A 12,543-nucleotide genomic window follows, 5' to 3' on the forward strand; every position below is an offset into this window, starting at 1 on the left:
ATAAAGGAAATACACGGTTTATCAGTAAGTTTAAATCCATGATGAACAACGGAAAAAACCGGAATATTGCAATCGCTGCTTGTGCCAGGGAAATGGCTTGCTTCATCTGGGGAATGGCTACGAATCACATTGAGAATCGTTCTCACTGTGATCCACTCACTGGTGAAATCCTTAGCCAAAACATCACAATAAAAAATAAATGTTCAAATCAAATCAACGGAACAACCAAGTTTTAACAGAATTTGCAGCACTCTAAGTCTTTTTATCTGAAGTTAACGAACAATTGACAATAAAGTTCAGAGAAATGAATGTCATTCATAAGTCCTGGAAGTAAGAGGTTTGACTATCCACGATAATTCTATGTTAATCCGCGTTTTTAGATGGTGGGGTCTCAGCGAAACCATTAACCTGTGAAAATCCACGTATATCAGATTGGTTTAAATAGCTGATGAATCCATTCCAGGATTTATGCATGACATTCACTAATCCCTTTATGTAGTTAAAAAATAAATTAGTTAGCCCTCAGTGCGCCCTTGACAAGGGGGGCTTTCATATCAGAATATGCAGATTCTGCAGTTCTTTTTCATCCGTTCTTTTCGCAAATACAGGCTGCTGTACGCCTCCGGCAATAAGCAGACCTGCGAGTAATAAAGCTAAATTTTTATTCACTGATTTTGTTCGCATTTTAAATTTCCTGTTTCTAATTTCTTTCTTGACAAAATGAAGCCATTCTTTTCAGATCTGGTTTCAATCGATATTTCTAAATTAAATTATCCACCAATTTCATGAACCTGCTTTTTACATTTCAAAGCGATTCGTTCATTCGTTATTCTGGAGTAAAACTACTATTTCTTGAAAAAGAAGATAAACAGTATTTCCTGATTTTGTCACTTGATCGTAGTTTCAAGAGCACCATAAAAGAGTATGTTATTTTCGAATCTGTTCAACAATTTTTCCATCTGACAAACGAATAATATGATCGGCATAATTGGCGGTTTCCTGATCATGACTGACAATAACAATGGTCTGATGGAACTCTCGAGAGAACTTTAAAAACATCTCCATAATCTGTTTTGAAGATTTTGAATCCAGATTACCTGTTGGCTCATCTGCAAAAACAATTGAAGGATGGCTGACAAACGCCCTGGCAATACCCGTTCTTTGCTGCTGTCCCCCAGACATCTGTCTTGGATAATGCAGCATTCTCTTCTCGAGTCCAACTTTTATTAACATATTTTCTGCCAGCTGCTTTCGCTTGACTGGATCCACACCCTGAAAGATGAGCGGCATTTCCACATTTTCAAGCGCATTTAAATGGCCCAGTAAATTGTAGGACTGAAAGACAAATCCAATATGTTTCTGTCTGAAAACTGCGAGCTGTTCTTCATTTAACCGATTAAGGATCGTGTTCTGAATTCGGATAGCCCCTATTTCCGGCTTTTCAAGTCCGGCAAGCTGATTCAGAAGCGTGCTCTTACCAGATCCACTCTGACCAAAAATGCAGCAGATCTCTCCAGGATAGATATCCAGAGATACATCATCGAGAGCTTTTACCGGTTCATCATCCTCTACTGGATAGATCTTGCTGACATGCCTGACACTGATGATGGGAGTATCCTCATTATTGGTCACCTGTTTGTTTTTTGGTGGATTTCCCATAGATTTTTGTGTTGTTTCGTTTCTTGTTTCAATCACATTTTGTACCTCAGATTTAACAATAATGGAATAGGTATTTAAAATGACAACTTCTTTTCTTACATTATAAAAAAAGACTCAAATTTCCTGAAAATGTCGAAAATTCGAGTCTTTCAATCTATTTCATTTTATTTTTCGCAAAAGCAAATTCGTTTATTCATTCAAATCCGAAAGAAGAGCAACCACTTTACGGCTGTATTCGATTGGGTCTTCAATTGGGAATCCTTCGATCAGGCAGGCCTGATCATAGAGGACCTGACTGATTTCTTTTACTCTGTTTTTGTCTACTGCATATTCAGTTCTCAGCACATTCCAGATCTTATTATTCGGGTTGATCTCAAGAATCCGGTCAGCCTTCATTGGAGGCATTTCTTCGCCGGACTGAGCAGCCATGGTCTGGAAGACTTTTTCCATTTCAAAGGATAATCCTTCTCCGGCTACCAGCATGACTGGATCATCCTGAAGACGATTGGAAAGACGTACCTGACTGACTCCAGGAATGGACTCCTTCATGAACTCCAGCAGCTCTTTATGTTCTTCATTCTGATTCTTCAGAGCTTCTTTTTCTTCTTCAGTATCCAGATCAAGATCTCCCTGAGCCGCATTCTTGAATGGGTGTTCCTTGTAAGCACCAATCGTCTGCAATACAAATTCATCGACTTCTTCAGTTAAAAGCAGAACCTGGAATCCTTTGGATTTCAGTCTGTTAACGATTGGCATTTTATCCATGACATCAATGGACTGACCGGAAATGTAGTAAATATCTTTCTGATCTTCCGGCATGGAAGAAACATATTCTTCAAGTGTGACAGGTTTCTTTTCAGCAGAAGAATGGAATAACAGCAGATTTTCAAGTTTTTCATTGTCTCTGCCCATGGCATTGTAAACACCAAATTTCAGATCAAGACCAAAGTTCTTCCAGAATTTTTCGTACTTTTCACGATCCGTCTTTAATAATCCAGAGAGTTCAGAGAGAACTTTCTTTTCAATTCGATTGCGGATCACGCGCAGCTGATGGTCATGCTGAAGCATTTCACGGGATACATTCAGGGATAAATCCTGTGAATCGACCAGACCTTTTACAAACCGCAGATAACCAGGCAGCAGTTCTTCGCAGTCGTTTTCGATGAATACACCTTTAGAGTACAGCTGCAGTCCCGGTTTATATTCACGGGTATAGAATCCCTGAGGAATAGCTGAGGGAATATACAGCAAGGCGGTAAAACTTGTATTTCCTTCAACCTTGAAGAAAATCGTTTCTAAAGGATTGCGGTAATCGACAAAGTGTTCCTTATAGAACTGGTCAAACTGTTCCTGAGTGATCTCAGATTTTGGCTTTTTCCAGAGTGGAGTCATCGAATTTAAAACTTTCGATTCCTTGACTGTTTCGAATTCTGGAGTTTCCTTATCTTCAGTGCCTTCAACCATCTTCTGCGTTTCAACATCCATGCTGATTGGATAACGAATGTAATCAGAATATTTCTTCACCAGATCGCTGATCATATAGGAATTCAAATATTCTGAATAGGATTCCATATCATCATCCGCTTTGAGCTTCAGAATAATTGTGGTTCCCCGACCTTCCTTTTCAGCCGGTTCAAGGGTATATCCATTGATTCCATCCGACTTCCAGCAGTAAGCCTGCTCACTGCCGGCTTTTCTGGAAAGTACGGTCACCTCATCAGCTACCATGAATGCCGAATAGAAGCCAACGCCAAACTGGCCAATAATGTCAATTTCCTTATTTTCAGCTTCTTCTTTTTTCTTCATCTCTTCCTTAAAAGCAGAAGATCCGGATTTTGCGATAGTTCCTAAATTATCTTCAAGTTCTTCTTCATCCATTCCAATTCCATTATCTGAAATTGTCAGGGTACGGTTGGTTTCATCCAGATCGATTCGGATTCCTAAATCTGCTGGTGTCTGACCATTCTGTAAAGCATATAAATAATATTTATCAATTGCATCGGAAGCATTAGAGATCAGCTCCCGTAAGAAGATTTCCTTATGTGTATAGATCGAATGAATCATCATGTCGAGCAGACGCTTCGACTCAGCTTTGAATTCCTTAATTTCAGCCATATTCAACATCCTCCTTAGAAAATAATTGTTCAGATTCATGGTTTGTTCGATTTACCATTTATGAATTTTGGATTTAGCACGTCTTCCATTGAATGAATCAATAATCTCTGTTCGTCATGCATCTTACAACGCTCTATTAGCATTCGCAAGTATTAAGTGCCAATTTGTTTTATAATGGACAATCTCAGAATCAGATCATCTTTCTAAAACCATTTTATAACTCTAAACAAAAACCGATGTTTTCATTGCCTGTTAAGATTCTTCTTTCAGACATACTGAAAAAATCAACAACGAAAAACCAACTAAAAAAACAGCAGAAACGCTGATTCAACTTTTCCACTGTTTTTGATCATACAACTTGGGTTTAAAATTCAATTTGTGCTTTGGTTTTCAAATCATTCAGTTCAATCAATCGATTCGACTAACAAATAGTCAGAGTTATTTGCCTTCTTTTTCATCGATCTGATCGATCTGATCCTGCTCGGCATAGAATTCATTTTCATGTTTCAGAATTTTTTCGTCTTCCTTAGCCATGTTGTCTTCTTTGCGGGCGATTACTTTTTCTTCGTGCTTGATTTCAGCGTTTTCGATCTTGTCTTCAAGTTTCTTCAGACCGCTTTCTTCATCAAGTGCTTCGTTTTCAACCAGTTTGGCTTCATGAGCCATTTCCTTTTTATTTTCAACCTCAATGATTCTTTCGTCTGCCTGAATCACTCTTTCTTCATGATCAGTTTCAGCACTCTGTACATGCTGTTTTACATCATCATTGAATTTTTCTAAATCTTCACGGATCGTCATATTCGGATCCTCCCTTCGTTTCTTTCATTTCAATTATAAAAATTCCATAATTCTCATATCATATTGATGCCCGACAATGATTGCTCTCTCAGACTGAATTGAGTGCCTGATGACTAAGTCGAAGATTGATTTCATATTTCTGCTGTAAAAACAGGTCAGTTATGCAATGAAGGATTCTCCTTCAGAATGATTAATCCTTTTGAGCTCACTTCATTATTCGATCCTTTTTCATTCCATTCTCCAGAATTTGAAAACAATCCCACTTTTAGAAGATCACAAATTTGCTATAATGAAAACCATGTAAATTTAAGAAAGGAAATGAAAGAAAATGTCATTACATATGCATTCCCGCCTGCCTGAACCAGAAATCCTCAAACAGGAAATGCCCATGTCTGCTCATGCAAAAGCAGTCAAAGCTTCGCGTGATCAGGAAATCAGCGATGTCTTCTCTGGAAAATCAGACAAATTCGTACTAATCATCGGGCCATGTTCAGCTGATTCTGAACAGCCGGTTCTTGAATATTGCCATCGTCTTGCTGACATCAACGAAAAAGTCAAAGACCGCATTCTGATCATTCCCAGAGTCTATACCAATAAACCACGTACGACTGGTGATGGTTACAAAGGCATGCTTCATCAACCGGATCCTAATGCAGAACCTGATCTTCTTGAAGGGATTAAAGCCATTCGAAATCTGCATATGCGGGTTCTTGAAGAAACTGGCTTATCCACCGCTGATGAAATGCTCTATCCAGAAAACCGAAGCTTTTTAGATGATTTGCTGTCATATGAAGCCGTTGGAGCCCGTTCAGTTGAAAATCAGCAGCATCGTCTGGTTGCCTCTGGGATGAATATTCCCGTTGGAATGAAAAACCCAACCTCAGGTGACTTTTCGGTTATGATGAATTCCGTGACTGCTGCTCAGCATCCGCATCGTTTCATCTACCGCGGCTATGATGTATCCACTGATGGAAATCCATTAGCTCATGTCATTCTACGCGGCGGCGTAGATAAGTACGGAAAAACCATTCCAAACTATCACTATGAAGATTTAAAAATCGTTCACGATCTATATAAAAAAGCTGGTTTGATAAACCCAGCTGTCATTGTTGATGCCAACCATTCAAACTCAGATAAGAAGTTTAAAGAACAGATCCGAATCGTCATGGATGTTTTACACAATCGTAAATATCATCCGGAAATCCGTGATATGGTCAAAGGCGTTATGATCGAATCCTATCTTAAGGAAGGCCGTCAGGATATTTGCGAAAACTACGAGCTGGGAAAAAGCATTACAGACCCTTGTCTTGGTTGGGAGGATACCGAAAAGCTGATTTTTGATATCTATGACAAGCTGGAAGAAATCGAAGATTTCAACAAAGAAAAGTAAGAATTTCCAATTCGTGAAAATGGATTACTTTGATCAGTCCGATATCTCGCTTGATCAAAATACATCAATCCGATCAACCACCAAAAAAGCCGGCTGCAGATCAAATTCTGCGGCCGGTTTCTTATTGAGCGAGCTTCAAGATAAGTCTGAAAGTGAAATCAAATCCTGGTTTATCAATTGAAAGAGAACAGTAATTCTTTTATTGGTTGCTGTCAGGCTGATCATTTTTTACTCGTGAACAAAGTGCCAATCAGATAACCCAGTGGCTGTGGAAGGTAAAAATCGACTATTGCTGGATCAACATTCCAGAAAAGAATGAGACCAATAACTATAGCAGCCGTACTAATTCCTAAGAGAACAAAATAGTTTACTGGCGATTTGAAAGACCAAATTACAATGGCAAAAGTGAATACAACATACCAGATAACGAATTTAATTATGACATTTTCAGGCTGGTTTTCAATATAACGATAAGCTGCATATCCAGATAGTAAAGCCAGTACTAATAGTAAAAGCAAGTTAGTCATTTGCTTTGCGATTTTTGATTCATAATATCCATCCTTAAAAAAAACGGTTTACATAAACTTATAATAACATTTTTTTGAAATACAAAAACATAAACTATGTTATACCCCTGTTAACAAAAACATCTTAGAGAACCTTATAACAAGATTAAATTTTTGATTCAATCTGATGGCGACGGATATGAATATCGAAACCTCAAAGCAAGAGTAAAAATAAAGAGATCTGAAATCAGTTTTCGGTAAAAAAACTGAGGTCAGATCTCTTATTTTCTGAAATAAAAGATATTGTTTCCTATACAATGCAACGCTTAATTTTTAAATTTTAGTACCAGAATAACCATAGCTTTTTATAAAGATTCTTAATGCAGTTCAGTCAGAATTTCTTCAAACGCAACCCCTTCTTCGCTGGGGACATGAAGCTTTGAAGAAATTTTGAGACATTTGCGGATGAATTTTGCTGCATCCTTCACTGCTTCGTTGAGATCTTTGTGACGGATCATTTTTGCAGCTACGATGCTGGCAAAAACGTCTCCAGTTCCGTGTCTTGATGGCTCAATCTTTTCTCCTCTGTGAATTTTCATCTTCTCACCTTTGATAAAGACAAGATCTAGAATTTCACCATCTTTTTCGAATCCGGTAATCACAGCTTTGGATGGTCCAGATTCAAGAAGCTTTTTACCCATTTCTTCCAGCTCATCAAAGGAAAAATCATCTCTGTATTCGATATTCAGAAGACGACATGCCTCTGTCAGGTTTGGAAGAATCAGATCTGCTTTTCGAGCGAGTCTTTTCATTCCTTCACACATTCCATCGGTATAGGTAGCGTAAATCTTTCCATGATCACCCATGACTGGATCAACGATCAGAATGGTCTCTGGCTTTTTAAACAATTCAATAAACCGCAAAACTTCATCAATCTGTTTTTCAGAACCTAAAAATCCGGTATAAATTCCATCGAATGAAAGATTGAGTTTTTTCCATTCTTCCATCCATGGGGACATATCCTCGGTACAGTCTTTGATATAGAAACTAGGATAGGCTGTATGGTTGCTCAGTATACAGGTGGGAAGGACTGCACACTCAACTTTTAAAGCCGATATGATTGGTAAAGAAACCGTTAATGAACAGCGGCCGAATCCAGAAAGATCATTGATCAGTGCAATTTTCTTCTGACGTTCGGCCGTTATGTGTTCATCGGTTTTTAAGTGATTACGTTTCATACCGCAAACTGAGTGGCTGGAAAATCATGTCTAAGCTGTTCCGTTATCTTTTTCCAGTCATTTTCGGAGTTTTCTTTTGACGATTCCTTCCATTCGCCAAAATACGGAATGAACCCCATTCGGGCTGCCTGAGCAATCAATGAGGTATGCTGCTGCGGCAGGCGAATATAAAGCGGATATCGGCTTGGCATCATTTCATAAGCAGTCGCCAGTCGGCTGATTAAAGCTTCAAAGACATTCATTTCCTGCTCACTGTCCAGAAGCTGAATATTAATTGCCGGTCGACTGAATCCAAAATCCTTACGATTTCTCCAATCAGCATATCCCAGAAGTTTGTTCTTTGTATAGATGGTTATTCCGCCGCCATCCTTGTCGATCTCCCAATCCTGGCTCATTTCGTTGGGGGTATGAATGGTATTTTTCGGCAAAACCATCAAAATATCCTGGTTGTTCATATTTTCTTCCTTTCTGCGACAGTATAGCAGAACCATTTTTTTCAGGCAATTTACTAAAAATTTGTACCCTCAATCCCGTTAATTTTCGAACAAAAACAGAAATTGAGATTTCTTTATCATTAATTTCAGATTATATTTTACCTGATAATCAATCCGTTTCATTTTGAAAAGCTATTTTCCCAGGGTCTCTTTTTTTTGAAGAACCTACCCGCTACAATAAAGACATGAATTCATTAACAGATATTGTAAGAACCAATTATAAAGAACATGGGTTGAATTGTTCAGAATCCATTATTCGAGGTGCAAACGAGTTCTATCATCTCAATCTTCATGATGAAGATATGAAAATGCTCAGTGGGTTTGGCAGTGGAATGTATGTCGGCAGCGTCTGTGGCGCACTGGTAGCCTGCAATGCCGTTATTTCGAAGTTGATCGTCTCTGACAAAGCTCATTCTCACCTTGATGCATTACGGCCTTCGAGTGCTCTGCTTCATCAGAACTTCAGACAGGCAGCCAATCACAGTGATTGTGCCAAGATCAAACCAAACTTCTATTCGAAAGAAGAAAAATGTCTGAAGACAGTCACAATGGCCAGCGAAGTGTTAGAAAAAACAATTTCGGAACTCGTTGACCAGGGACTTATACACCTTGATTTACAGGACTGATTCCATTCTGGTCAGATTTGTGCTGTATATTAAGAGTATTCAGTGACTGATTTCAAAAAGATCCATTTCATCTCTATCCAGACAAAAAAGGACTGCTAAACTCTGATTCTGCTTATAATCAGTGGCTTTAGCAGTCCTTTTGTATATTTTTTATCATCAATCAAAAATAATGTTCAAAACAATTTGATTCTGTTGATCGATTGTCGATTGACTTTGACAGGGGTGGAAATATTCAGAATACGGTTCCTGTCTAATTCATCACTTCAAAAATCGCTCAATGAAGCTTGCTGGATCAGTCTTCGGAGTGGTCGTTTTCATCATCAATTTCATCCCAGTCATTATCGAGATTGGTTTCTTCGCTGGCGATGTCTTTTTGTTTCTCATTTTCACTGCGGCGAATTCTGGCTTTTAAAAGCTGCGCCTGTTTACGGCTTTTCGTAAGCATTCTAGCGTAAACAATGCAGAAATATAAAGAAACCAGGAAAACGAATCCACAAAACAGGATACCGGCTAAATAGCCTTTAAACTGCCATTGCAAAAAGGCGGTGATGACCGAAGTAACCATGCAGATGAACAGAACAAATAACGTCGAGCGGCAGGAGTTGGAATACTTTCTGAAGAAACGGTATTTCTCTTTGTTGTTGTCGATCTCCCGTTTAAACTGTCCGGGTTCTTCTGGATGGCGGAAAATAATCCATCCATAATCGGATCGCTTCTTGCCTTCTGTGCGGTGAACAAATTCCCAGCCCTGCTCTTTCCAGAGCTGCCATTGGCTTTCAACAGGTTCTTTGGTAAAGTACATCGCTTCATAGTATTCATTACTCGGTTCACCTTTATGGAAGAAGAATTTCTTTCCTTCGTGTGAAACATAATGATATCCCTGTCTGGCCTGAGCTTCGAGATAGTCTTCCATCTTTTTATAATCACTCATCAAGAAGTGCTTACGGTCCTGATACAGGTCATAATCATAGTCATCGACCAGGCTGGCTGAAGGATCATAAATCTGATCTTCTTCATCTTCTTCGATCAGAGTGATCGGCTCTTCTTCCTGATGATTTTCCAGAAGGGCGCTGGCTGCAGCTGAACCCATCAAATTCAATGACGTGAAGGTTGAGCTCAAGGAAGGATCATTCTGATCCATTTCTTCCTCATGTCCATTCAATCGTTTTACAGACAGACTTCCAGCCACATGATGCTCCGGTTCAAAGACCTCTCCATGACCCATTATATCTTCATGACTTTCATTTGCATTCTTTTCAAAAGAGAAGCCATTTGTTTCATCAATATGATTTGCCGAATCGAATACATGAACCCTGGAGATCACCTGTTTTGGCTTTTGTTCATCTTTTGCATATGAAATGGATGCTTGATTGGAAGAGGTAAGAGCCGCTTCCGGAGCCTGCATGGAATGAGTGTGATCAATTTCTGGATCTTCTATGTTTTCGGCCTCTGTTTTTGCCACAATCGTTTCTGCAGTCAGAATTTCCTGTCTCTTCTTTTCTTCGAGTTCAGCGGCCTTTTTCTTTTCCGCTTCTCGTTCTTCACGCAAAAGTTCAATTGCACTTTTGGTCTTTTCCTTAGAAGCTTCCGGGCCAAAAGGAGAGATTACTTTAAAATCCTCATTCTTTAGTTGCCGTGTTGGCTGAGGTTTACGGTCTTCCACAGGAGATTTGGCAATTAAAGCGACTGATTCTGGATCAAGTTCCATCGTCTTATCGGCCTGATCTTCTTCATTTACAATGGGTCTGAAGCCAGACTGCGGACTTTGGCGTTTTGATCGCTTACCAAAAATTCTTCGTGAAGGTTTCTGATCGACCACTTCTCGAGCGGCTGTTGCCGGTACGAAATCCTCAAAATTTCTTTCTTCTATATTTAAGCTGCCAATGCTCGAAGCCTCATCAATCAGGTCTTTAAACAGCTGATCATTGTTTCTGTCTTTTGAATCGCTCATTTTTTGATTCCTCCAGTTGCTGCTTCAGAGCAGTAGTTATCATAATCTGCCTTATTTTTGAGCAGATGATTCAATTGCTTAATCCTTACACTTTACAATCGATAAAAATCACAGAAATAATAAGGACAGACTAAGCTTTGCATTCAAATTTTACTGTACAGGATCAGCATGGTCAATTTCAATCCGACCGCAATGAACGCCCTGTTTCCATTTTTCAATACAATTTCAGATTCCTCCTGCTCATTTCCATCCAACTTTGCTTCTGCTCAATCATCTTGCTCTAATTATTTTTTAAATAACATCTTCACCGAACATATTATAGTCTTCGTTGGTTGAATCATCTTCTTTCTAAGATGACGTGAGCACGAATATGGCAGGATTAGCCAAACACTCTATAGTTAGAAAGTGAACAGGGATTTGATTTCTGTATATTGTATGGATCTGTCGACTGTAATGAAACAGGAAGAAAACAGCTCTATTGCTATTCAGAATTCAGGTTTTCATACAACCAAACAGTAATCAAAACAAAGCAGGAACCTTTGCTCATATATGATCTTCCAGTAATTGGGATTCAGACTTTTGGATCATTCAGGATGGTCGTCAACAAAAAATATCTGCGAAAGTTGCTTTCCCTGAGAAATGGAGAGATTAACTCATGAAATTTACCAAATTATTTACAGCATTCAGTCTGGCTTGCCTGCTTGCAGCCTGCTCTTCGAATACACCAGCTTCTGATTCAAATACGAACCATGCCCAGAATCAGACTTCAGTAAACGATGAAAAGACTTCAGACGATACAAATACCAATAACAATTCAAGTAATTCCAGCAATTCTTCCAATACAAATTCCAACCAGAACTCAGGTAATGCCTATGCCGCTGGATCTGAATTTGAAAATGCATTTGCAAATGCTGGTTATGACATTATTCATACTGAACAGGAACATGATGAATATTCCTTTGATGCCAAAAATAATGCAGGAAGAGTGGATTTCGATTTAAGCCTTTACAGCAATGCGGATAGAGCCAGAAATGAATATTCTGATGACCTGTGGGATGAAACGGATGACGATTACAACAGCCTGTTTGAACTGGAACAAAATGGAAAATTATTATCTGGACTTCAGGAAGCTGGAACCAGCCGATATAAACTGATCGGATGCAATCCGGATGGTTCTTTTACCTTCGAAATGGATGATTTAAGCAACGAACAGTACAATAATGTATTACAGATTCTCGATACCCTTGGCTATCCCGTCCAGTTCTAATTCTTTTAACCGTTCCATCTCAAATTTATAGATTTGGACTCTAAAAATTTATCAATGTCGTTAAGTTAAGGAGTGTCTTCCATGCGGAATTCGCTCCTCGTTTTTTTGATTTTTAACACAAGCAGTGGAGTTGCTCCAAAAGTTTATAAATTATCCGAATATGGCACTTGACAGACCGAAGCTCGGAACTAATCCATAATCCGAAGGATTTCGGAGGTGGTTATTTTGACCCATTCGAAATCCCCTAAACAGTATCGCCAAATCTTCTATTCTTACCTGGACGGTCTGGCAGACTGCCCGGATCGTTCCCTGATTGAAGGCGAAGCCTTCACGCGAAACAGAAAAATTGGCCTTTCCCGTATTGCTCGTTTTATCGCTTCTCTGACAAGCGGCTCTATTCGCCAGCAGAATCTGACTTACTTCAAGACGCATAAAATCCAGGTCACTGACTCTGCCATATGTCAGGCTCGAAGCAAGTTCGACCACACAGTCTTGTGCT

11 protein-coding genes and 1 pseudogene are annotated in these 12,543 nt (G+C 39.1%); 5 read left to right on the top strand and 7 right to left on the bottom strand.

Annotated elements, in window-relative coordinates; genetic code table 11:
* Window positions 1-236, top strand: a pseudogene (locus tag BO222_RS14065) (hypothetical protein); the annotation flags it as partial.
* Window positions 237-549: 313 nt separating this feature from the next.
* Here BO222_RS14065 and BO222_RS14255 read toward each other — a convergent pair.
* From BO222_RS14255 to BO222_RS07170, 4 genes are all read right to left on the bottom strand, one after another.
* Window positions 550-684: a hypothetical protein gene (locus BO222_RS14255; RefSeq protein ID WP_269843625.1), complete on the bottom strand. Its 135-nt coding sequence runs from the start codon at window positions 682-684 to the stop codon at window positions 550-552.
* A 243-nt stretch (window positions 685-927) separates the two neighbouring features.
* Window positions 928-1,695 carry an ABC transporter ATP-binding protein gene (locus BO222_RS07160; RefSeq protein ID WP_233131221.1) on the bottom strand — a complete coding sequence of 256 codons (768 nt, stop codon included), beginning with the start codon at window positions 1,693-1,695 and terminating at the stop codon, window positions 928-930.
* Window positions 1,696-1,848: 153 nt separating this feature from the next.
* A complete protein-coding gene (gene htpG / locus BO222_RS07165) occupies window positions 1,849-3,774 on the bottom strand; it encodes a molecular chaperone HtpG (protein ID WP_075819693.1) in 1,926 nt (641 codons plus the stop codon).
* 438 nt (window positions 3,775-4,212) lie between these two features.
* The gene (locus BO222_RS07170; RefSeq protein ID WP_075819695.1) at window positions 4,213-4,572 is read right to left on the bottom strand and encodes a hypothetical protein; all 360 of its coding nucleotides are present in this window, start codon (window positions 4,570-4,572) and stop codon (window positions 4,213-4,215) included.
* 328 nt (window positions 4,573-4,900) lie between these two features.
* Here BO222_RS07170 and BO222_RS07175 point away from each other — a divergent pair, with 328 nt between their 5' ends.
* Entirely contained in the window at window positions 4,901-5,962 is a 1,062-nt protein-coding gene (locus tag BO222_RS07175; RefSeq protein WP_075819697.1) for a 3-deoxy-7-phosphoheptulonate synthase, read from the top strand.
* 883 nt (window positions 5,963-6,845) lie between these two features.
* Here the strand turns inward: BO222_RS07175 and BO222_RS07185 are convergent.
* Both BO222_RS07185 and BO222_RS07190 read right to left on the bottom strand, forming a co-directional pair.
* Window positions 6,846-7,706 (bottom strand): pyridoxamine kinase, encoded by an 861-nt coding sequence (locus BO222_RS07185; protein ID WP_075819701.1) that lies wholly within the window; start codon window positions 7,704-7,706, stop codon window positions 6,846-6,848.
* Window positions 7,703-8,161 (bottom strand): hypothetical protein, encoded by a 459-nt coding sequence (locus tag BO222_RS07190; RefSeq protein ID WP_075819703.1) that lies wholly within the window; start codon window positions 8,159-8,161, stop codon window positions 7,703-7,705. The genes BO222_RS07185 and BO222_RS07190 overlap by 4 nt, the downstream gene beginning before the upstream one ends.
* Before the next feature lie 224 nt (window positions 8,162-8,385).
* On the opposite strand from BO222_RS07190, the gene BO222_RS07195 reads away from it, so the two are divergent.
* A complete protein-coding gene (locus BO222_RS07195; protein WP_075819705.1) occupies window positions 8,386-8,826 on the top strand; it encodes a C-GCAxxG-C-C family (seleno)protein in 441 nt (146 codons plus the stop codon).
* Between the two features lie 292 nt (window positions 8,827-9,118).
* Here BO222_RS07195 and BO222_RS07200 read toward each other — a convergent pair whose 3' ends face one another.
* On the bottom strand, window positions 9,119-10,777 hold the full coding sequence (locus BO222_RS07200; protein WP_075819707.1) for a DUF2812 domain-containing protein: 1,659 nt from the start codon (window positions 10,775-10,777) through the stop codon (window positions 9,119-9,121).
* A 655-nt stretch (window positions 10,778-11,432) separates the two neighbouring features.
* Between BO222_RS07200 and BO222_RS07210 the strand changes: the two genes are divergently transcribed.
* Window positions 11,433-12,044: a hypothetical protein gene (locus tag BO222_RS07210; protein ID WP_075819711.1), complete on the top strand. Its 612-nt coding sequence runs from the start codon at window positions 11,433-11,435 to the stop codon at window positions 12,042-12,044.
* A 225-nt stretch (window positions 12,045-12,269) separates the two neighbouring features.
* A partial coding sequence (locus BO222_RS13485; protein ID WP_143356970.1) for a hypothetical protein occupies window positions 12,270-12,543 on the top strand: 274 nt, incomplete at its 3' end.

The sequence above is a fragment of the Ileibacterium valens genome (assembly GCF_001945525.1).
Classification (GTDB): Bacteria; Bacillota_I; Bacilli_A; order Erysipelotrichales; family Erysipelotrichaceae; genus Ileibacterium; species Ileibacterium valens.

Excerpts from the sequence above, each read along its gene's own strand:
- BO222_RS14255 (WP_269843625.1), bottom strand. The coding sequence starts at position 684 with ATGCGAACAAAATCAGTGAATAAAAATTTAGCTTTATTACTCGCAGGT.
- htpG (WP_075819693.1), bottom strand. The coding sequence starts at position 3,774 with ATGGCTGAAATTAAGGAATTCAAAGCTGAGTCGAAGCGTCTGCTCGAC.
- BO222_RS07170 (WP_075819695.1), bottom strand. The coding sequence starts at position 4,572 with ATGACGATCCGTGAAGATTTAGAAAAATTCAATGATGATGTAAAACAG.
- BO222_RS07175 (WP_075819697.1), top strand. The coding sequence starts at position 4,901 with ATGTCATTACATATGCATTCCCGCCTGCCTGAACCAGAAATCCTCAAA.
- BO222_RS07185 (WP_075819701.1), bottom strand. The coding sequence starts at position 7,706 with ATGAAACGTAATCACTTAAAAACCGATGAACACATAACGGCCGAACGT.
- BO222_RS07190 (WP_075819703.1), bottom strand. The coding sequence starts at position 8,161 with ATGAACAACCAGGATATTTTGATGGTTTTGCCGAAAAATACCATTCAT.
- BO222_RS07195 (WP_075819705.1), top strand. The coding sequence starts at position 8,386 with ATGAATTCATTAACAGATATTGTAAGAACCAATTATAAAGAACATGGG.
- BO222_RS07200 (WP_075819707.1), bottom strand. The coding sequence starts at position 10,777 with ATGAGCGATTCAAAAGACAGAAACAATGATCAGCTGTTTAAAGACCTG.
- BO222_RS07210 (WP_075819711.1), top strand. The coding sequence starts at position 11,433 with ATGAAATTTACCAAATTATTTACAGCATTCAGTCTGGCTTGCCTGCTT.